Source organism: Nocardia sp. NPDC005825 (assembly GCF_040630175.1).
Lineage (GTDB): Bacteria > Actinomycetota > Actinomycetes > Mycobacteriales > Mycobacteriaceae > Nocardia.
This window is the reverse complement of record NZ_JBEXXC010000011.1, coordinates 117,663-136,937: the sequence shown is the minus strand read 5'-3', so window position 1 is coordinate 136,937 and position 19,275 is coordinate 117,663. Positions and strand designations below refer to the sequence as shown.

Below are 19,275 nucleotides of genomic sequence, written 5' to 3'. Positions count from 1 at the left end.
GTCAGTCGATCGGCGTGACGTACGGGTGCCGGACGGTCGGGGGCAGCAGCGCCATGGCCGACAGCCGGCGCACCCCGCACACCTGCATGAGATCCACCACGATGGACCGCAATTGGGCGAACACCACGTGCGCGGACAGGCCCGCCCCGTCGATCAGATCCTTGGTCGCGCCCTTGCCGACCGACCGCAGCACGCGGGTCGCCTCGGCGGGATCGGGTTTCTCGTCGGGGTCGGCGAGCATCATGCGCCGCACCACGTCCACCGCCTGACCGAGCTTCTCGACCTCCACGATGAGCCCCGGGTCGAGCACCTCGTCGTCGCGGACCGAGGTGAGGGCGCGGCGCAGCAGCACCCGGGTATTGCGGACCGCGTTGTCGAGCGGGTCGGCGGCGTCGCGCAACCGGCTCAGGCGGGCGCGAGAGTTCCAGTACAGCGGGGAGATTCGAATGATCTCCTGGCTGCCTTCGAGAGTGCTGCGCAGCGAGTCGATCGCGCCCTGCGTGCCGCGCACCGCCTCCAGGGCCGCCTTGATCTTGGCGGCGTCGTGTTCGAGCAGGCCGTCCGCGCATTCGGTGAGGGAGGCGCCCATCACCTCCAGGATTCCGGCCGCCTGCTCCCGGGCGCGGCGGACCGGGTGCAGCGGAATGGCCGCCACCACCACGATGCCGACCAGTCCGCCCACCAGGGCGTCGATCATGCGCAGGGACGCGCCGCCCTGGCCGGGCGGGTAGAGGGTCGCCACCAGTACCGCGGAACTGGCCGCCTGCATGGTGATGACGGGACCGCCGTCGAGGAAGACGGCGGTGCACATGGCCAGCACCACCAGCAGCATGATCTGCCAGCCGCCGGTGCCGACCCGGGAGACGAACAGGTCCCCGATGCCGATGCCGACGGCCACGCCCACGATGAGCTCGATCGAGCGGCGCAGCCGGGCCCCGAACGAGACGCCGATGGAGATCATCGCCGCCATCGGCGCGAAGAACGGGTGTTCGTGCCCGATCACGTTGTGGGCGATGAACCAGGCCACGCCCGCGCCGATGGCGCACTGCACGATCGGCAGCAGCGACGAGCGGACCCGTCCGGCGGCCTTGCGCATGCGGGTGACGCCGCTCTCGCGGGCGGCGTCGATGGTTTCGCCTAGGCCACCGGTCAATTCAGTCGAGGCCGAGCTCGGCGGCGGCCCGCGGGTCGCAGTCCTCGAGCAGGTCCAGGCAGCGCGCGTACTCGTCGGTCTCGCCGACGGCCCGGGCGGCCTTGGCGAGGGCGCCCACGCTGCGCAGGAAGCCCTGGTTCGGCTCGTGGCTCCACGGCACCGGGCCGAAGCCCTTCCAGCCGTTGCGGCGCAACAGGTCCAGGCCGCGGTGGTAGCCGGTGCGCGCGAACGCGTAGGCGGAGATGATGTCGAGGTTGACATCACCGTCGGCGGCGGCGCCCCGCTCCAGGGCGGCTTCGGCCAGGTGGGCCCAGGCGATGGAGGCGGTCGGGTGGGCCGCGGCGACCAGCACCGGGTCCTGTTTCTGGAGCAGCGCGTCCTCCGCGTCGATGTTTTCCGGAAGGAGGACCGGCTGCGGTCCGAGCAGATCGCCGAAGGAGGTCATGCCGATCATTCTGCACCGGTACCCGGAATGCTCAGTAGGCTGACCTTCGAATCACAGTTCCGCCGATCCGAGGGGTGCAGCGCGTGTCCGACCCGAAAGACGACCAGCAGCAGCAGGGCCCTGCCAACCAGGCATCGGGTCCCGCCGCAGGCGACACGGACACCAGCGCCACCCCCGCACGCCCGGCGAACCCGGCCGACCAGTCTGTCCCCGCGGCCGCGAACGGCCAGAACACCCCGCCGCCCACCGATGCCGCGCCCCCGACCGCCGCCACCGAGGCCATCCCCTCCCCCAACGCGCGCACCGAGGAAATCCGCACCGGCGCAGCGCGAGACGCCACCCCCGGCGCACCCAAGACCCCGCCCGCCAAGTCCGGCCCCTCCGGTTTCGCCACCATCCACTACGAAACCTCCAAGCCCGCAGGCACTCCAGGCGCGAACCGCGTCCAGCCCCCGGCGGCGAACCGCGGCCAGTCCCCCGCCGACCAGGCAGGCGCGGGCCGAGTGCAACCGCCCGTCGGACCGCAGGGGACGGCAGCCGGACCGCAGGGCGCGCCCAGCGGATCGCAAGGCACGCCCGGCGGACTACCGGGAACGCCTGCCGGAGCGCAGGGCGGACCTGGCGGACAGCCGTCGGCGGCTCGTCAGGGCTCGGGTGAGTTCAAGCCGCAGAGCACGCCGAGCGGGCAGCCCTCGCCCGCCGGGGCGGGCGTACAGCCGGGTGCGTCCGCGCAATCCGGTACTGCCGCACCCGGTTCCGGGAACGCCGCGGGCGGACGTCCCTCGGCGAGCGCGCAATCCGGACCGGCCGGGCAGTCCCCGGCAGCCGAGCCCCAGGAACGTCAGGGTTCCGCGGCGTCCGCCACGCCGCCCGCGAGCGGTGGAAAGCCCAGCGGCGCCGGACAATCCGATGCGGGCGAGCAGCCGGCCGGACGTGGGCAGGGGCCGGGCGCGCCGTCGCCCGCCGATGACGCTCCGACCCAGTTCATTCCGATTCAGCGGCCCGCCGGCGAGAAGGCGGGCGGAGGCGCGCAGTCGGCCGACGCACAGGCCGATGCCACCACGCAGATGATCAAGATTCAGCGGCCCGGACAAGGTGCGAGCGGTCCCGGGACCGGGAAGCCCGGCGAGCAGGGGCAATCCGGCTCCGCCGATTCCGGAAAGACCGTCGCGGGCGCCGCGGCCGTCGGCGCCGCGGGCGCCGCTGCGGCCTCGAGCGACGCAGCCGGTCCGGGCGCGGAGTCGGAGAAGGCTGCGCCGGAGGATGTTCCGACGCAGGGCATGCCCGCCGCTTCGGCCGATGACGACGAGAAGCCGGGCGATGGCGCCGCGGCCGGTGAGAAGTCCGGCGGTACCGGCGATTCCGGGACCCCGGCCGAAGCGAAGGACGGCGAGTCCGGGGGCAAGGGCTCCGGGGACGAGGGCTCCGGCGACGCCGCGACCGTCGTGATCAAGCGGGTCCCGAATCCGGCCGATGACGCCACGACGGCCCTGCCGGTGGTGTCGGGTGAGGCCGGGACCGAGAAGATCCGGGTTTCGGGGCCGCAGGGCCGGGCGGTCAGCAAGCCGCCGCAGACGCCCCGGGTGAACGCGGGGCCGCGGAATGTCGGGCCGAAGGGGACCGCTCCGGACGCGCCCGTCGAGGAGACGCGGCCGTCGCCGCCGCGGCCGCCGATGGCTCCTCCGATGGGCCCGCGTCGTCCCGCGACCGCGCCGTCTCCGGCGGATACCCAGTCGACCACGCCGGGCCAGCCGATCGGCGGGCCGCGCATCGCGTCGCCGCAGCGGGTCGGGGCGGGTGCGCCGCAAGGTCCGCGCGGACCGCAGGGTCCGAACGCGCCCCAGGGGCCGCAGGGACCGGGCGGGCCGCTGGGCCCCAACGCGCTGCAGGGGCCGGGTGCGCAGGGACCGAACGCGCCGCACGGGCCGAATGCGCCGCAGGGACAGCCCGGTTCGGGCGCTCCGCAGGGCCCCGGCGGCCAGCCGGGTCTCGGTGCGCCGCAGCCCGGTATCGGCGGGTCACAGGGCGTGCCCGGGATCGGCGGGCTGGCGCAGCCGCAGCGGGTTCCGGCGGCCGAGCCGGTCGACGGCGCCGCCAAGTCCGGTGGCGGGGCGAAGAAGTTGTGGATCGGCGTGGCCGCGGCGGTGGTCGCGGTGGTGGCGATCGTCGGCGTGGTCTTCGGGGTGAAGAAGCACAACGATGACAATTCACCGGAAGCGCTGGTACAGCGGACGATCACGTCGTACGTCGATGCCCTGGACAGTGGGAACCTGGACACGCTGCGAGCGGTGACCTGCGGTGCGCAGCACGACTTCTATCAGAAGATCTCGCCCGACCAGTTCGCGAGCGTGTACAAGACGTCCCAGGAGCAGAAGAGCATCCCGCAGGTGAAGAGCGTGGACGCCATCCAGGTCACCGGCGATGCCGCGCTGGCGCAGGCGACTGTGTTCACCGCGGCGGATCCTGCGAAGTTCTCCTCACGGACCTTCGACCTGCGCAACGAGGGCGGTTCGTGGAAGGTGTGTGAGCCCAAGAACGGTCAGTGACCGGGGCGAAATCCGGTATCGACAGCTTCGGCGAAATGGCCTGACACGTTCTCGCCCGTGCTCGCGATGAACATCACATACACCTGGTCAATAGACCTGCACGTCGGTAGGGTGTCTGGGTTGTCTGGGCTGGCCATTTCGGCATTCCGGCACTTCAGCGGTGTTGTACGCCGTCCATAAAGTTACGAATGCAGGAGCTGAGTACGGATGCCGGATACGGCTGAGCACATCGTGCCGGATACGGCGGAGACCCTGGCTGCGCTGGAAGCGGAGACCATCGTGGAGTCGACCAAGGCCACCGCCGCCGAACTGGTCGGCCGCCACTTCCGGGTGCGCGATCACTACGACGTGGGCCGCGAGAAGATCCGCGAATTCGCCCGCGCCGTGCGCAACGACCACGCCGCCCACCACCGCGAGACCGATGCCGCCGAGCTCGGTTACGGCGGCCTGCTGGCCTCGCCGACCTTCGCCTCGGTGATCGGCGCGGCCACCACCCGCTCGCTGATCGGCTCGGTGCTCACCGAGTACGACGTCTCGCAGATCCTCCAGACCGACCAGGTCTTCGAGTACCACCGCCCGATCCTGGCCGGGGACCGGCTGGGCGTGGACGTGGTGGTGGAGAACATCCGCGGCTTCGGCGACAACGACTTCATCACCGTCAAGGTCACCCTGACCGATGCCGACGTGCGGCCGGTGCTGGTCGCCACCACCACCATCGTGGCCCGCAAGGGCGTCGAGATCGACCCGGTCGCGGTCGAGACCGTGTCCGGCGTGGTCATGCACGGCCATGTCGTCGAGCCCGGCCAGTTCGACACCGACCCGAACGGCCTGATCCTGCTGGCCCCGGAGGAGGTGGCCGAGCCGGCCGCCCCCGCCGCGCCGCTGCCGGTCAACACCGTCCCGACCGCCGCGGGCGTGGCCGCGGGCACCGAGCTGCCCGCCGCGAAGGTGCCGGTCACCCGGGGCGACCTGGTCAACTACGCGGGCGTCTCCGGCGACCCGAACCCCATCCACTTCAGCGACACCGCCGCCACCCTGGTCGGTCTGCCCACCGTGGTCGCGCACGGCATGCTCACCATGGGCCTGACCGCCGGCTATCTGGTGGACTGGCTGGGCGACCCGTCGGCGCTGGGCAAGTTCAGCGTCCGCTTCTCCGGTTTCGTGCCGGTGGAGCCGACCGCCCCGACCTTCGTCGAGTTCACCGGCAAGGTGAAGTCGGTGGACGCGGCGACCGGTGCGGCGACCGTCGTGCTGGGCGCGACCTCGGAGGGCAAGAAGCTCTTCGGCCGCGCCATCGCCGAAGTTCGGCTCAGCTGAGTACAGAATCCGAAAAGAGCGGGCCCGCACAATCCGTACCGGCCCGCTCTTTTCGTTGATTCAGTTCAGCGTGGCGTGCATCAGGTAGACGTTGTAGTCGTTCCAGGTCGACATGGTGAAGTACAGATCGTCGCCGGTCGACCAGGGGTGGATGAATCCGCCGTACAGCTCCGGAAATTGCAGCGCGCTGACCGTGACCGCGCTGTCGGACCACACGCCCTGCGGGGAATCCGATTCCCGCACAACCAGAGCCGCCTTGGCGGTGTCGAGGTAGCTCATCTGCCACACCTTGCGGTTCTCGTCGTAGCGGACCGACAGTTCCCCCGCGGGCGCGTCGACGATCGGTGTGGCGCTGACGTTTCCGTTCACTGCGGGCCCCCAAGAGCCGTTCTGCCAGTACTGGTAGGCGGTCGGGTTGAGCACCTGCTCCTTGGGCACCCGCGCCAGCCCGACCCCGCCCAACCGGGTGTTGGGAATGCCGAACATGTACACCCAGTCGCCCTGCGGCACCATGGACGCGACCTGGAAGCTGGAGACGCCGAAGATGTTCTCCCACTTGGCGTACGGGTCCTTGGTCCAGTGTTCGCCGTGGTCGTCGGAGTAGGCGATTCCGCCGTAGTTGGTGAACCAGCTGCCGGGCAGGCTGTTCCAGGTGCGGATCGACATGTAGCTGAGGTACTGCCGGTCGCCGAGCGCGAACCCCGAGGTGGGGATGGTGGTGATCTCGATATTGTCCAGCTTGCGGCTGCTCAGCACTTCCGAGGCGTGGCAGCGGTCGTCGGCGACCATGCGGTCGAAGACGACGCCGTTGGCGAGATCGCGATTCTTGCTGAACGCCAGCAGGTTCGAGCGCCAGTCCTCGCCCATGCCGCCGGGCGGATGGAATTCCCGGCCGACGGTGTCGCCGAAGGCGATGGCGATCTCGTCGGGCGCGCTCTGCCACATGATGCCGAGGTCGGTGCCCTGCACCTGCCAGCGCTTGTCGGTGCGGTTGATCGAGTTGGCGCCGGTCAGCTTGGACACCTCGCGCACGTCGGAGACCTGCGGTGTGGGCCGGGCGGGGGTGCGCTCGGCGGGCTCACTGGACGGGTGCGCGGGTTCGGGCCCGGGCGGCAGCGCGGGCGGATTCGGGTTCGGCAGTGCGAAATTGAACGGCTGCGGCCGCACGATGAGTGTCGGGATGCCGAGTTGCTCGGCGAGTCCCGGTGGCGCGGCGGGTGTGTCGGTGAGGTCCGGGCACGGGTTCACGCACGGGTCGGGCGGCAGTTCCATCCGCACGCGCTGGGTGTTCTCCGGCAGCGGCCCGGTGTCGACCGTGACGACCGGATAGGCCACCGGCACCTCGACGGTCTTGGGCACCACCGACTCGTGGACTGGTCTGGGGTCGGTCCGGCAGGCGCCGATACCCGGAACCGCCGGTGTCGCACCGGTTTCCGAATCCGCCGACGCCACCGGCCGGCCCACACCGACCAGTACTCCCGCCCCGAAGATCACCGCTCCCGCAGCCGCCACAAGCCGCTTGGCCATGCGTTCAACCCTCTCGACATTAGGGTCATCCGGACATCATCCGGGCAAGGACCCTACCCCACAGGTCAGCGCATGGCCTGGAAGGTGATCGCGGTCGTGCCGATCCGGATGACATCGCCGTCGGCGAGCACCGCGGCCGACTCGATGGTCTGCTCGTTGATGTAGATCCCGTTGGCGGAGTGCAGATCCTTGATCAGCAGCCCGGCCCGGCTGGGCGTGATCTGCGCGTGGTACCGGCTCGCCTTCGGATCGTCGAGCACCAGATCGTTGTCGGTCATGCGACCGATCTTCACGCCGTTGGCGCCGATCGGCACCACGCGTCCGTCGGCCAGGCGCAGCTGCCCGGCACGCACCGCGCGCGGCATCTCGGTGACGGTCTCGGTCATGGCCTTCGCCATCCGCTCGACCTCGTGAATCTGCCCGGTGCTCAACGGTTCCTGGCGCAGCACCTTCTGTTCCAGCGCGATCAGCGCGGGCCCCGGATCGATACCCAGCTCGTCGGCGAGCACGGTCCGCACCCGGCGGCAGGCGTCGAGCGCGTCGGCCTGCCGGCCGGACAGGTACAGCGCGGTGATGAGCTGCGCCCACAACGGTTCCCGCAGCGGGTGGGCGTTGGTCATCGACACCAGTTCGCCGACCACGGAAGACGCACGGCCCAGCGCGATTTCGGAGTCGATGCGGGCGGAGGCGACCAGCAGCCGCTCCTCGTCCATGGCGGTCGCGAAACTCTCCGCGAAACCGAGACCCGACAAGTCGTCGAGCGCCCGCCCGCTCCATTCGGCGAGGGCCTCGCCGAAGAGCCGGGACGCGGCGGCCGGGTCGCCGATCGCGGCGGCCTCGGAGCCTTCGCGGCGCAACGTCTCGAAACGCCCGAGATCGCACTCGTCGTCCTCGATTTCGAGGCGGTAGCCGGAGGATTCGGTGCGCAGCAACGCCACCGGGTCGATCCCGGCGGTGCGCAGCGTCTTGCGGATGTTCGAGACGAACACCTGGAGACTGGCCTGATAGGAGTCCGGCGGATCATCGTTCCAGACGATGTCGGCCAGGGCCTGGGAGGACACCGCACGCCGCCGGTTCACGGCCAGTGCCGCCAGCAGTGCGCGGGGCTTGGGACCGCCGACCGGTATGGACCGGCCGGCGACCAACAGCTGCACGGGGCCCAGGACCCGTACATCGACAGTCATGCCACCTGCCTCGATAGAGACCGCGGCGCGCCCGCCGCTCGAAAATTGCCCGGGATTCCGCTGCGCTGCGCGGAATCCCGAGCGTTGAGCTTACTTGGCGCTGATCGAGCGTCCCGCCGAGTTCAGGTCGTTGCAGGCCTCGACGACGCGCGCGGCCATCGAGGTCTCGGCCTTCTTGAGGTAGCTGCGCGGGTCGTAGACCTTCTTGTTGCCGACCTCGCCGTCGATCTTCAGGACGCCGTCGTAGTTGCCGAACATGTGGCCGGCGACCGGACGGGTGAAGGCGTACTGGGTGTCGGTGTCGACGTTCATCTTCACCACACCGAAGCGCAGCGAGTCCTCGATCTCCGACTTCAGCGAGCCCGAACCGCCGTGGAAGACGAAGTCGAACGGCTGCGCGTCCGCGCCCAGACCCAGCTTGGCGGCGGCCACGCGCTGGCCCTCGGCCAGCACCTCGGGCTTGAGCACCACGTTGCCCGGCTTGTAGACGCCGTGCACGTTGCCGAAAGTGGCGGCCAGCAGGTACTGGCCGTTCTCGCCGGCGCCGAGCGCGTCGATGGTCTTCTCGAAGTCCTCGGACGAGGTGTACAGCTTCTCGTTGATCTCGGCCTCGACACCGTCCTCTTCACCGCCGACGACGCCGATCTCGACCTCGAGGATGATGTTGGCGGCGTGCGCCTGCTTCAGCAGTTCCTTGGCGATCTCGAGGTTCTCGTCGATCGGGATCGCGGAACCGTCCCACATGTGCGACTGGAACAGCGGGTTCAGGCCGTTCTTCACGCGCTCGGCCGAGATGGCCAGCAGCGGGCGCACGAAGGTGTCCAGCTTGTCCTTCGGGCAGTGGTCGGTGTGCAGCGCGATGGTGACGTCGTACTTGGCGGCAACCACATTCGCGAATTCGGCCAGCGCGACCGCGCCGGTGACCATGTCCTTCACACCCAGGCCGGAACCGAATTCCGCGCCACCGGTGGAGAACTGGATGATGCCGTCACTGCCCGCGTCCGCGAAGCCCTTGATGGCCGCGTTGATCGTCTCCGACGAGGTGCAGTTGATGGCGGGGAACGCGAAGGAGTTCTGCTTGGCCCGAGCAATCATCTCGGCGTAGATCTCCGGAGTCGCGATGGGCACAGTGACCTCCGTTTGTATGTGTGGTGCGTACGACAGAATTCTGTCAGCTGACACGATAGGACAGCCCTTTTTCTCCGGGGCAATGGCATCGGAAACCCCACAAGTTTGTGAGGTTGCTTCGACGTTCGGTGTGATGTCCGGGGTACCGGTACTGTGGTGGCCGTGACCTTGCTGGCCGTATCCGATGCCGTGACGACCCATGCCGCGCTGCCCGCGATCTTGAATCCCGAGCACCTCCTGACGCAGACATGGCTCTCGCACGCGGTGCTCCCGGCGATCCTGGCCATCGTCTTCATCGAGACGGGCCTGCTCTTCCCGATCCTGCCGGGTGATTCGCTGCTGTTTACTGGCGGTTTGATGGCGGCTTGGGAGAACCCCCCGGCCGGAATGAACATCTGGTTGCTGGTGCCCGCGACAGCGTTCGTGGCCTGGCTCGGCGACCAGAGCGGCTACTGGATCGGCCGAAGCATCGGCCCGGCGCTGTTCAAGAAAGAGGACTCTCGCTTCTTCAAGCAGCGCTACATCACCGAGACGCACGCCTTCTTCGAGAAGCACGGCCCCAAGACCATCGTCCTGGCCCGCTTCGTGCCCATCGTGCGCACCTTCATGCCGGTGCTGGCCGGTGTCTCGAAGATGGACTACCGCAAGTTCGCGACCGTCGACATCATCGGCGCGATCCTGTGGGGCGGCGGCGTCACCGTGCTCGGGTACTTCCTGGGCAATGTCGAATTCATTCGCAAGAACGTCGAGGCGATCTTCCTGCTGATCGTGTTCGTGTCCATTCTCCCGGGCATCATCGCGGTCGGTAAGAACCTGCTGCACCGCGGTCAGCACCCGGAGCAGGCCGAGCTCGCCACCTCGTCGAACGAGTCGACCCGCTGAGCCATTCGGTGCCGACCACCCCGCTAACGACGACCCTCGCCTCCGGCGGGTTCGGACCGCTCGAGACGGCCGGACCGGTGCTCGTGTGGACCATCGTCCTCACGTTCGTGTTCCTGGAGTGCGCACTCATCATCGGGCTGTTCCTGCCTGGTGACTCCATGCTCATCACCGCGGGCGTGGTGCTGGCCTCCCAGGTCAATGGCGAGGGCCACGTGTGGGCGCTGTCGGTGGGCACCATGATCGCTGCCATCGCGGGCAATCAGGTCGGGTACGTGTTCGGGCAGCGCACCGGGCATCACCTGGTCGCGCGCAAGAACGGCAAGTACATCAACACCCGCAATCTGGCGCGGGTCTCGGAACTGCTGCACAAGCACGGATTCCTGGCGGTGCTGGTGGCCCGCTGGATCCCGTGGGTGCGCACGCTGTGCCCGCTGGTCGCGGGCGCGGCCGGGATGGATCACCGCAAGTACACCATCGCCTCGTCGATCGGGGCGGTGATCTGGGCGCCGGTGATCCTGCTGGCCAGCTATTACGCGGGCAGTTTCATCGAGGACATCTCCTGGCTGATGCCCGCGGTGATCGGCACGCTGGTGGTGGGGCTGATCCTCGGCACCGTGATCGGCGTCCGGCAGTACCGGGCCGAAATGGCGCGACCCGCCGAGGATTTCGACGTCGATCTGGATGATCCCGCGACCGTGCCGCTCCCCCGGCTGCACAACTGATCCGCCGCTAGAGGCCGGCGGCCGTCACCGTGTGCGCGGCCTCCATCAGTTTCCAGCCCGAGAGTTGCACCGACAGATCGCGTTCCGGGCTGCTGGACGCGCTCACCGAACCGCCCTCGAAGACGCCCGCGCCCGCGATGCCGGGCAGCCGGGCGGGTTGCCGCCAGTCCGCGCCGAACAGCGGTTCGCCCTCGACATCGAGACGGTGCTCCCAGGCCGCGGTCGCGCAGGCCCGGACGATGGCGGCGGCCTTGCGGCGGGCGTTCACCCGGTCGGGTTGGTCGCCGGGCAGCATGAGCGCGGCCAGCGCGAGATAGCGGATGAGGATGCCGTTGAACAGGCCGCCGTCGCCGCCGCCGTCACCGACCACGATGCCGTTCTCGGTCAGGTGCTCGTCGATGGCGTCGATCAGCCGGACCGCGCGGTCGGCGTGCCGGGGTTCGCCGGTGTGCACGGCGAGTTCGGTCTCGAGGCCGAGGGCGACGCCCTGGCAGTAGCTGTAGACGGGCTTCTCCACCTCGCCGGACGGTAGATGGATGCCGTCGAAGATCAGACCGGTCTCCTGGTCACGCAGCTTGGTGTCGAGGAAGTCGGCCAGTTCCTGGGCGCGGGTGTAGCGGCCCAGCCGCGCCATGGCAATCCCGACCGGTCCGTTGGCGGGGGCGTTGTAGAAATCCGAGCCTTTCCGCCACGGCACCGCGCCGAACTCCGGCTCGAACCCGCTGACCAGCGTCTTCTCCAGAATCAGCAGCGCGCCCCGGACCTCCTCGACGCCCTGGGTGCGCTCGGCCCGTTCCAGCGAGATGGTCAGCCAGGCCATGTCGTCGTAGTAGTTGTTGGTCCAGCCGGTGATATTGCGCAGCCGCATGCCGTGCGCGATGGACCACAGCCGACGCTGCCGCGCGGGGGTCGGCGCGCGATTGGCGGCGTCGACCGCGCAGTCGATCAGGTGGGCCTGCCACCAGTAGTGCCAGAACGCGAAGGTGCGCTCGCGTTTGGTGGCCGGCCAGCCCACCACCCCGAGCTGCGTGCCCGGGCAACCCCAGAGTTTGCGCAGGTGGCGGGACAGAATCGCGGATTCGGCGAGATCGGCCCGCTGCGACCAGAGGGCAGCCGTCGGCTCGATATTGCGTCCGGTCCGCGATGTCATGGGACTAATAATGCCAATCGGACAAGAGTGTTCGTGGCTTATTTGTTACCGAGAGTCGTACGCCTCACCACGCCCGAGTGAGGTCCGCGTGCTGCCGGATCCAGGCGTGCATGGCGATACCCGCGGCCACCCCGGCGTTGATGCTGCGGGTGGAACCGAACTGCGCGATCGAAACGGTCAGCAACGCGCCCGCTTTCGCGGCCTCGGTCACCCCGGGCCCCTCCTGACCGAACAACAGCAGGCAATCACGCGGCAGCTGCACCGTTTCCAGCGGCACCGCGCCGGGCACATTGTCGACCGCGACCACGCTCAGCCCGGCCTCCGCCGCGAAGCCCAACAGCTCGGCGGTGTCGTGGTGATGGCGAATGTGCTGGTAGCGGTCGGTGACCATGGCGCCGCGCCGATTCCAGCGCTTGCGCCCGACAATGTGCACGGCCGCCGCGGCGAAGGCGTTGGCGGTGCGCACCACGGTGCCGATATTGGCGTCGTGGCCGAAGTTCTCGATGGCCACGTGCAGCGGATGCCGCCGGCCGTCGATGTCGGCGACGATCGCCTCGCGCCGCCAATACCGGTACGCGTCCACCACATTGCGGCGGTCGCCGTGCGCGAGCAGCTCCGGATCCAGGCGCGGATCGGCGGGCGGCTCGGTGCCGAACTCGTCCCGCCACGGACCGACGCCGTGCGGATGCTCGCCCCACTCGGTCGGACCGGGGGCTTCGGATTCGTCGGCGATCGGGGTGGAACTCACCCGGCGATGGTAGTTGCCGGGCGAATCACTACTGGGACGCCCCGACCGCGCCCACGATGACCATCAGCACGATGAACGCGATCGTCAGGGCGATCAGCGCGGTGCCGACGATGCCGCAGATCCAGCCGGCCGTCACCATGCCGCTGCCGCCGATCATCCCGTTCGACTCGTTGATCTCGCGGCGCGCCTTGCCGCCCATGATCCAGGCCACCGGTCCGAGCAGCTGGCAGAACACCAGGCTCATCACTCCGAGGATCAGGACGGTGACCGCCTGCGGATGATCCGGGACGGGTTGGCCGTAGTAGCCGCCCGGCGGGTAGTAGCCGGGGACCGGCGGCTGATAGCCAGGGTTGTAGCCCGGCTGCTGGTAATAGCCCGGCTGCTGTTTGTCGTAGCCCTGGGACTGCGGATCCCAGCCCGGCGGGGGCGCGTCGTAGGTCATGTGCTGAATGCTAGGTGGTGGTGCGTTGCAACGGGTGTGGGCGCTTCCGTGGTTCGAGGAGTGAAACATCGCTGCGCGGTTGCCGGGCGTGGAAGACTGGAACCATGACTCGGTCGAGTTCCGCGGAATTGCTGAAATCGGTTGAATACTGGCCGGATCACCTGTTGTCCATCGCGGAGTGGTCGCTGCTCCCCGAGAACAATCGGCACTGCAAGGAACTGGTGGACGGCGTGCTGGTGGTGGCGCCGCAACCGCCGCGGCATCAACTCGCGGTGTGGCGCTTGGCAGCTCAGCTCGAGCGGGCGCTGCCGCGGCGCATGGCCGCCATGGCGCGCATCGAATTGGTGATCGACGAGGGCACGCCGCCGACGGTGCGGGTGCCGGACGTACTGATCGTCGGCGGGGCGGCCGGGGCCGAGCACGCCACCCGGGTGCGGCCGCCGGATGTGCTGGCGGCCATCGAGATCGTGGCGCCGGGGTCGCGGCGGGTGGACCGGGTGATGAAGTTCGCGGAGTACGCGGCGGCCGGAATCGGGCACTACTGGCTGCTGGAGACCGAGGATGCGTTGCGGCTGTATACCTTTCGACTGCGGGACGGCCGATACATACCGACCGGTGAGCATGTCGGGCAGGTGACCCTGGAACTCGACGACATCGGCCTGCCCCTGGACCTGGACGCGCTCACCGCGCTACGCCCCTCTGGCGTCTCGGTGTGATCCCGGACAGCTCTCGATTTGCCGCGCATACCCTCTGACCTCGCCTGATCGGTCCACGCTGGACAAAATTCGGGACTATCCTGGAATCCCGGAGGCCGTGGTTGGAGGGTGTCATGGACCACGCGCGCATAGCCAGAACCGTGCTCGGAGTGACGGCGGCATATCTCGTCGCACTCGGCCTCTGGCTGGGCTGGCTGGTCCCGCTCACCCCGCCCGGAACCATCCCGGTCCAGATCGTCACACTGGTCGGTCTGTACGGAACCTTCCTCGGACTCGGCATGATGCTCGCCCAGCGCCCCACCCGCTCGGACCGGAAACTGCTGCGGCACGGGCTCGAAGGCTGGGCGAACATCGAGGGCGTGCACCCGCTGCAGCGCACCGACCACTGCACCGAGCTCACCGAACTCGACCTCGAGCTCGTGGTGCCGGGGTCGGAAACCTACTACGGCAGCATCGTGTTCGACGTCGAACCCGTGGTCAAGCCGAGAATCGCTGTGGGCGGCACGATTTCGATCCGCGTCGATCCGCGCAACCGCGACCGCATCATGCTGTGCCTCTGAACTGGGACGGCCTGCCCGATTCGCCCGATCCGGGCCGTAGCATCCTGACCATGACGATCGCCGACACACCGGACCGCCGGGAAGCGCCGCTGGTACTCGACACCGAGCCGCCGCGCACCCTCGGCTTCACCGATCAGGCGGCGTTCTGGCTGAATCTCGGCGTCAGCCTGATCGGGTTCAGCGGCGCCGCGGTCGTGCTCACCCCCGCCGGCGCGAACCTGCCGCTGACCGGAGCGCTGCTGGCCACCGTGCTCGGCACCGTGGTCGGCGCGGCCATGGTGGCCGGGCCCGCCGCCATCGGTGCCCGCACCGGCGCGCCCGCCATGGCGGTGCTGCGCGGACTGTTCGGCACGCGCCTGTCGTATGTGCCGACGGTCGCCAATATCGTGCAGTGCATCGGCTGGGGCGTGTACGAGCTCACCGTGATCACGCTCGGCGTCTCGGCGCTCACCCACGATCGGGTGCCGCACTGGATCGTCATCGTCGGCGCGGGCGCACTGTCCACCGTGATGGCCGTGTGGCCGCTGTCCGCGGTGCGGGCGCTGCGCCGATACGTCTCCCTCGCGGTCGGTATCGCGCTGGTCTACTTCACGATTCAGCTCCTGCGCCAACCGGTTCCGATGCCCACCGATACCAGCTGGAGCGGATTCTGGCCCGCTGTCGACAGCACGCTGGCGGTGTCGATCTCCTTCGTGCCGCTGGCCGCCGACTACACCCGGCACTCGCGGTCCGCGCGTACCGCGGCCGGGGCCACCGTGATCGGCTACTCGGTCGCGCAGGTCTGGTGCTATCTGCTCGGCATCCTCGCGATCCTGCAGGCGGGCAGCGCCGACCACATCTTCGACACCTTCCTCGGCGTCACCGCGGGGTGGCTGTTCTTCGCGGTGCTGGTGCTGCGCGAATCGGATCAGTCCTTCGCCAATATCTATTCGACGGCCATGTCCATCCAGAACCTGCTGCCCCGGGTGGATCGGCGGCTGCTGGCGACCCTGGTCGGCGCACTGGTGACGCTGCTGGCGCTGCCCGTGCGCGACTTCGGCAATTACGCCAACTTCCTGTTCCTGATCGGCTCGGTGTTCGTGCCGCTGTGCGCCGTCCTGGTCGTCGACTACTTCTTCGGCCGCGGCCGCACCGGCTGGGACCTCACCGAGCACGCCCCCACCCGCCCGCTCATGCTGCTGCCGTGGGCGTTCGGATTCGTCGTCTACCAGCTGTTCAACCCGGGTTCGATCAGCTGGTGGAGCGACTGCTGGACCAAGGCGCAGGACGCGCTCGGTCTGCATCCGGGCTGGTGGGCCTCGGCGTCGCTGTACTCGTTCCTGGCGGCCGCCGCCGCGACCGCGATCCTGGTGCGGCTGCGCCGGGGATGACCGACGGCCGGGTCTACGGCATGGGGCTCGACCCGCTGGTCGAACCCGATTGGCCCGCACTCACCTCCGCCGAGGTGGACGCGGTCCTCGGCCCGGGCGCCGACATCGTCTGGCGCAGTCCGCGACCGCTGTCGGCCACCGCACGGGTGCGGCTGCCGGACGCACGGGAGGTCATCGTCAAGCGTCTGCCCCGCACGCTGCGGGACGCCGCGGCGCTCGGCGAGGAACACCGGTTCATGGATCACCTGCGCGAGCGCGGGATTCCGGTGCCCGCCGTGTCGCGCACCATCGACCTCGGCGAATTCGCCTACGAGGTACAGGAACTCGGCGCGGGCGCCGACGAGTACGCGGGCGTGTTCTCCTGGTCGCCCTATCATTCCCGCACCGGGGCGGCCGCCGCCGGGCGTGCCCTGGCCCGCCTCCATCTGGCCGCCGGGGGATACGACGCGCCACGACGCCCGCCTCGTCCGCTGTCGGCCGGGTTCACCGTCTTCTCCGCCACCGATCCCCTTGCGGCCGTGGCGCATCGGGCCGTCGAGCGACCCGCGCTGGGGGCGTTCCTGACGCGGCGCGATTGGCGCGGCGATATGGAGCGCGTCCAGCTCCCGGCCTACGAGCGCCTGTATCCCCTGCTCGCCGACCTGGAACCGCTGTGGACGCACAATGATTGGCACGGGACCAACCTGCTCTGGCGCGACGGTGCGGTCTCGGCGGTCATCGATTTCGGCCTGTGCGACCGGACCACGGCCGTCCACGATCTGGCCACCGCCATCGAACGTTGTGCGGTGGACTGGATTTCGATCCGGTCGGGCGGTCCGGCGCACGCGCGGCCCGATCAGGTCCGGGCGCTGCTCACGGGATACGAATCCGTGCGGACGCTGTCCGGGGCCGAACGCCGGGCCCTGCCCGCGCTGCTCCCGCTGGTGCACTGCGAATACGAGCTCTCCGAGATCGACTACTTCCTCGCCGTCGTCCCGGGCGGCAACACGGGCAATGCCGAGATCGCGTACACGGACTACTTCCTCGGCCACACCGAGTGGTGGAACAACAACAGCGACTTGCTAACAATTTGCTAACGTACGCTCCAGTGTGCACACCGTCGAGTGCTGGTACCGATCGGGGCCGGAAATTCGCCTAACAATGTCCAGAAAAATCGGGTTCACTTAATCCTCGCCAGCCTTGCTGAGAATTTGCTAGAAATCGGCTGAGTCATTTCGAGTACCGCACACCCGAACGATGGAGAACGCGTTGGCCAGAACACCGAGGTTTCGCCCCGCCCGCGCCGCGCTGGCACTGGTCGCGACGATGGCCGTAGCCGCCACCGCCGCGGCCTGCTCGTCGAACTCGTCCACCTCATCCGATACCACCACGACCGCCGCGAGCAGCGACGACGCGATGGTGAACGCCTATGTCTACACCTACCCGCTGGTGTCGGTGGAGGTGACGCGGCGGCAACAGACGAATGTTCCCGCCCCGGACCCGTCCATGGGCGTGGCCCCGATGAACCAGTTGGCGCCGCTGGCCTTCCTACCCGACGCGAACTTCAAGAACGTCGTCCGCCCCAACGTCGACACCCTCTACACGTCGCTGCTCTACGACGTGGCCGCCGAACCGCTGGTGATCAAGGTGCCCCCGATGGGCAACCGCTACCACCTGTTCCCCATTCTCGACATGTGGACCAATGTCGACGCCTCGGTCGGCTCCCGCACCGTCGAGGACGCCGGGAAGGGCTACGAATTCGCCATCGTCGGCCCGAACTGGAAGGGCGAACTGCCCGCGGGCGTCCGCGAGGCCCGGATCGCCACCGACTCCGGCTGGATGATCGGCCGGATCCAGGTCGACGGCGCCGAGGACGTCCCGAACGTGATCGCCATCCAAAACCAGCTGACCGCGGTGCCGCTCAGTTCCTACGGCAAGCCCTACACCGCGCCGCAGAACACCGACCTCCATCCGGACTGGCCGTCCAAGGAGCCGGTCGCCGAGTACATCCACAAACTGAGCCCGCAGCAGTACTGGGACCTCTACTACTCGTCGCTGTCGCACGCGCAGCCTCGGCCGGACGACAAGGCCCTGCTCGACCAGCTCGCCAAGGTCGGCTGGAGCCCGGACAAGAAGCTGGACCTCTCGCAGCTTCCGACCGCCGACAGCACCCGATGGAACGAGGCGTTCCCCAAGGCGCTGAGCCAGATCGAGACCGATATCAGCGCGACGCCGGTCAACGGCTGGAAGACCGCCCGCAAGAACATCGGCGACTACGGCACCGATTACAGCGCCCGCGCCATCGTCTCCTACGCCGGCCTGGGTGCGAATCTGCCTCAGGACGCCCTGTACCCGGGCACCTTCGTCGACGAGAAGAACCAGCAGCTGAACTCGTCGCACAACTATGTGCTGCACTTCGCCGCCGACAAGATTCCGCCGGTGCACGGATTCTGGTCGGTCACGATGTACGACGGCAAGGGCTTCTTCGTCGAGAATTCGATCAACCGGTACGCCGTGCGCGGTGAACTGCTGCCGAAGAACCCCGACGGTTCGGTCGACATCTACGTGCAGCGCGAGAAGCCGGACGCGGCAAAGGAATCGAACTGGCTTCCGGCCCCCGAGTCCGGCGATTTCAACCTGATGATCCGTACCTACTGGCCCGACCAGAAGGTCGTCGACGGTAGCTGGAATCCCCCGGCTGTCACCGTCAGCAACTGACGCACCCGTGAATGCGCCTCGGACCGAACAGGTTCGAGGCGCATTCTCAATTCCGCTGCCGAAATGTTCGAACTTGATTCCTGGACTGACATCCGATAGAACTTGTTCCGTTGCATTGCGCGACGCGAATCGTTCTGCACGCCATCTGAGTTCAGCGTGCGTCGGGGGTCGGGAGGATAGGAATAATCATGCGTAACACCCTTCGTAATTTCGGTCGTAAGGCAGTTGTCGCGGCACTGCCGCTGGCGGTCGCCGCCACCTTCGCCAGCGCGGGAACGGCTTCCGCCACCGCGCCGGTCGAGGCCCCGCAGGCGGCCCAGATCGTGCAGGTCGCCGCGGTTGCCCCGGTGGTCCCGGTCGCGGCCGAGGTCTCGCAGCCCATCGCTCCGGAGGCCGCGCAGCCGGTGACCTCGGATGTCGCCCCGGCCGCCGCCGAGATCTCGCAGCCGCAGGACATCGCCACCGACCCGAATGCCCAGAATCACGACCCGATGGCCAATGCCGCCGCACTCGGCTTCGTTATCGGGGCCGCGACCGGCGCCGTCATCTGTGGCGTCACCATTATCGGAATTCCGCTGATCCCGCTCTGCGCCGTCGGCCCCGGCCTGCAGCTCGCGCTGGTCGGCCTGCTCGTCGGCGCGATCGCCCCGAATTCCGTTCCGCAGATCCTGCCCTGATCCCTCGGGGA

At 68.8% G+C, this 19,275-nt stretch carries 18 protein-coding genes; 10 read left to right on the top strand and 8 right to left on the bottom strand.

Annotation, left to right across the window (positions count from 1 at the left end; translation table 11 throughout):
- Position 1 precedes the first annotated feature (1 nt).
- Both ABZ382_RS27280 and ABZ382_RS27275 read right to left on the bottom strand, forming a co-directional pair.
- Positions 2-1,096: an FUSC family protein gene (locus ABZ382_RS27280; protein ID WP_357094666.1), complete on the bottom strand. Its 1,095-nt coding sequence runs from the start codon at positions 1,094-1,096 to the stop codon at positions 2-4.
- A 58-nt stretch (positions 1,097-1,154) separates the two neighbouring features.
- Complete coding sequence (locus ABZ382_RS27275; RefSeq protein ID WP_357094366.1) at positions 1,155-1,598, bottom strand: DUF3151 domain-containing protein; 444 nt, start codon at positions 1,596-1,598, stop codon at positions 1,155-1,157.
- A gap of 83 nt (positions 1,599-1,681) precedes the next feature.
- On the opposite strand from ABZ382_RS27275, the gene ABZ382_RS27270 reads away from it, so the two are divergent.
- Positions 1,682-4,144 (top strand): hypothetical protein, encoded by a 2,463-nt coding sequence (locus ABZ382_RS27270; protein ID WP_357094365.1) that lies wholly within the window; start codon positions 1,682-1,684, stop codon positions 4,142-4,144.
- Between the two features lie 207 nt (positions 4,145-4,351).
- The gene (locus ABZ382_RS27265; RefSeq protein ID WP_357094362.1) at positions 4,352-5,461 is read left to right on the top strand and encodes a fused (3R)-hydroxyacyl-ACP dehydratase subunits HadA/HadB; all 1,110 of its coding nucleotides are present in this window, start codon (positions 4,352-4,354) and stop codon (positions 5,459-5,461) included.
- A gap of 60 nt (positions 5,462-5,521) precedes the next feature.
- Here the strand turns inward: ABZ382_RS27265 and ABZ382_RS27260 are convergent, their stop codons facing one another.
- The 3 genes from ABZ382_RS27260 to fbaA form a co-directional block, all read right to left on the bottom strand.
- Positions 5,522-6,988, bottom strand: a complete 1,467-nt coding sequence (locus ABZ382_RS27260) for a DUF4185 domain-containing protein (RefSeq protein WP_357094361.1) — start codon at positions 6,986-6,988, stop codon at positions 5,522-5,524.
- A 65-nt stretch (positions 6,989-7,053) separates the two neighbouring features.
- A complete protein-coding gene (locus ABZ382_RS27255; RefSeq protein ID WP_357094359.1) occupies positions 7,054-8,172 on the bottom strand; it encodes a BTAD domain-containing putative transcriptional regulator in 1,119 nt (372 codons plus the stop codon).
- A gap of 90 nt (positions 8,173-8,262) precedes the next feature.
- Complete coding sequence (fbaA, locus tag ABZ382_RS27250; protein WP_357094356.1) at positions 8,263-9,501, bottom strand: class II fructose-bisphosphate aldolase; 1,239 nt, start codon at positions 9,499-9,501, stop codon at positions 8,263-8,265.
- Here fbaA and ABZ382_RS27245 point away from each other — a divergent pair.
- The gene (locus ABZ382_RS27245) at positions 9,463-10,182 is read left to right on the top strand and encodes a VTT domain-containing protein (RefSeq protein ID WP_357094353.1); all 720 of its coding nucleotides are present in this window, start codon (positions 9,463-9,465) and stop codon (positions 10,180-10,182) included. The genes fbaA and ABZ382_RS27245 overlap by 39 nt on opposite strands.
- Before the next feature lie 8 nt (positions 10,183-10,190).
- Positions 10,191-10,904: a DedA family protein gene (locus tag ABZ382_RS27240; RefSeq protein ID WP_357094351.1), complete on the top strand. Its 714-nt coding sequence runs from the start codon at positions 10,191-10,193 to the stop codon at positions 10,902-10,904.
- 7 nt (positions 10,905-10,911) lie between these two features.
- Here ABZ382_RS27240 and ABZ382_RS27235 read toward each other — a convergent pair whose 3' ends face one another.
- The 3 genes from ABZ382_RS27235 to ABZ382_RS27225 all read right to left on the bottom strand — a co-directional run bounded on the left by ABZ382_RS27235 (position 10,912) and on the right by ABZ382_RS27225 (position 13,244).
- Positions 10,912-12,054, bottom strand: coding sequence for a glycoside hydrolase family 76 protein (locus ABZ382_RS27235; protein WP_357094348.1), 1,143 nt, complete (start codon positions 12,052-12,054; stop codon positions 10,912-10,914).
- 64 nt (positions 12,055-12,118) lie between these two features.
- Complete coding sequence (locus ABZ382_RS27230; RefSeq protein ID WP_357094346.1) at positions 12,119-12,802, bottom strand: TrmH family RNA methyltransferase; 684 nt, start codon at positions 12,800-12,802, stop codon at positions 12,119-12,121.
- A 28-nt stretch (positions 12,803-12,830) separates the two neighbouring features.
- Complete coding sequence (locus ABZ382_RS27225) at positions 12,831-13,244, bottom strand: DUF4190 domain-containing protein (RefSeq protein ID WP_357094344.1); 414 nt, start codon at positions 13,242-13,244, stop codon at positions 12,831-12,833.
- Positions 13,245-13,348: 104 nt separating this feature from the next.
- Between ABZ382_RS27225 and ABZ382_RS27220 the strand changes: the two genes are divergently transcribed.
- The 6 genes from ABZ382_RS27220 to ABZ382_RS27195 all read left to right on the top strand — a co-directional run bounded on the left by ABZ382_RS27220 (position 13,349) and on the right by ABZ382_RS27195 (position 19,264).
- Positions 13,349-13,960 (top strand): Uma2 family endonuclease, encoded by a 612-nt coding sequence (locus tag ABZ382_RS27220; protein WP_357094341.1) that lies wholly within the window; start codon positions 13,349-13,351, stop codon positions 13,958-13,960.
- 113 nt (positions 13,961-14,073) lie between these two features.
- Positions 14,074-14,520 (top strand): hypothetical protein, encoded by a 447-nt coding sequence (locus ABZ382_RS27215; RefSeq protein ID WP_357094338.1) that lies wholly within the window; start codon positions 14,074-14,076, stop codon positions 14,518-14,520.
- A gap of 50 nt (positions 14,521-14,570) precedes the next feature.
- Positions 14,571-15,890, top strand: a complete 1,320-nt coding sequence (locus tag ABZ382_RS27210) for a cytosine permease (RefSeq protein ID WP_357094336.1) — start codon at positions 14,571-14,573, stop codon at positions 15,888-15,890.
- The gene (locus ABZ382_RS27205; RefSeq protein WP_357094333.1) at positions 15,887-16,966 is read left to right on the top strand and encodes a phosphotransferase; all 1,080 of its coding nucleotides are present in this window, start codon (positions 15,887-15,889) and stop codon (positions 16,964-16,966) included. Before ABZ382_RS27210 ends, ABZ382_RS27205 begins: the two co-directional genes overlap by 4 nt.
- Before the next feature lie 172 nt (positions 16,967-17,138).
- A complete protein-coding gene (locus tag ABZ382_RS27200; protein ID WP_357094330.1) occupies positions 17,139-18,587 on the top strand; it encodes a DUF1254 domain-containing protein in 1,449 nt (482 codons plus the stop codon).
- A gap of 188 nt (positions 18,588-18,775) precedes the next feature.
- Positions 18,776-19,264, top strand: a complete 489-nt coding sequence (locus tag ABZ382_RS27195; RefSeq protein WP_357094328.1) for a hypothetical protein — start codon at positions 18,776-18,778, stop codon at positions 19,262-19,264.
- Positions 19,265-19,275 lie beyond the last annotated feature (11 nt).

What these genes read in the sequence shown, in the direction of transcription:
- ABZ382_RS27275 (WP_357094366.1), bottom strand. Translation starts at nt 1,598, where the DNA reads ATGACCTCCTTCGGCGATCTGCTCGGACCGCAGCCGGTCCTCCTTCCG.
- ABZ382_RS27255 (WP_357094359.1), bottom strand. Translation starts at nt 8,172, where the DNA reads ATGACTGTCGATGTACGGGTCCTGGGCCCCGTGCAGCTGTTGGTCGCC.
- ABZ382_RS27220 (WP_357094341.1), top strand. Translation starts at nt 13,349, where the DNA reads ATGACTCGGTCGAGTTCCGCGGAATTGCTGAAATCGGTTGAATACTGG.
- fbaA (WP_357094356.1), bottom strand. Translation starts at nt 9,501, where the DNA reads ATGGGTCGTCACGGCATCGGATACGGCCAGCAAGGTCACGGCCACCAC.
- ABZ382_RS27235 (WP_357094348.1), bottom strand. Translation starts at nt 12,054, where the DNA reads ATGACATCGCGGACCGGACGCAATATCGAGCCGACGGCTGCCCTCTGG.
- ABZ382_RS27210 (WP_357094336.1), top strand. Translation starts at nt 14,571, where the DNA reads ATGACGATCGCCGACACACCGGACCGCCGGGAAGCGCCGCTGGTACTC.
- ABZ382_RS27260 (WP_357094361.1), bottom strand. Translation starts at nt 6,988, where the DNA reads ATGGCCAAGCGGCTTGTGGCGGCTGCGGGAGCGGTGATCTTCGGGGCG.
- ABZ382_RS27265 (WP_357094362.1), top strand. Translation starts at nt 4,352, where the DNA reads ATGCCGGATACGGCTGAGCACATCGTGCCGGATACGGCGGAGACCCTG.
- ABZ382_RS27280 (WP_357094666.1), bottom strand. Translation starts at nt 1,096, where the DNA reads ATGCGCAAGGCCGCCGGACGGGTCCGCTCGTCGCTGCTGCCGATCGTG.
- ABZ382_RS27205 (WP_357094333.1), top strand. Translation starts at nt 15,887, where the DNA reads ATGACCGACGGCCGGGTCTACGGCATGGGGCTCGACCCGCTGGTCGAA.
- ABZ382_RS27225 (WP_357094344.1), bottom strand. Translation starts at nt 13,244, where the DNA reads ATGACCTACGACGCGCCCCCGCCGGGCTGGGATCCGCAGTCCCAGGGC.
- ABZ382_RS27215 (WP_357094338.1), top strand. Translation starts at nt 14,074, where the DNA reads ATGGACCACGCGCGCATAGCCAGAACCGTGCTCGGAGTGACGGCGGCA.
- ABZ382_RS27195 (WP_357094328.1), top strand. Translation starts at nt 18,776, where the DNA reads ATGCGTAACACCCTTCGTAATTTCGGTCGTAAGGCAGTTGTCGCGGCA.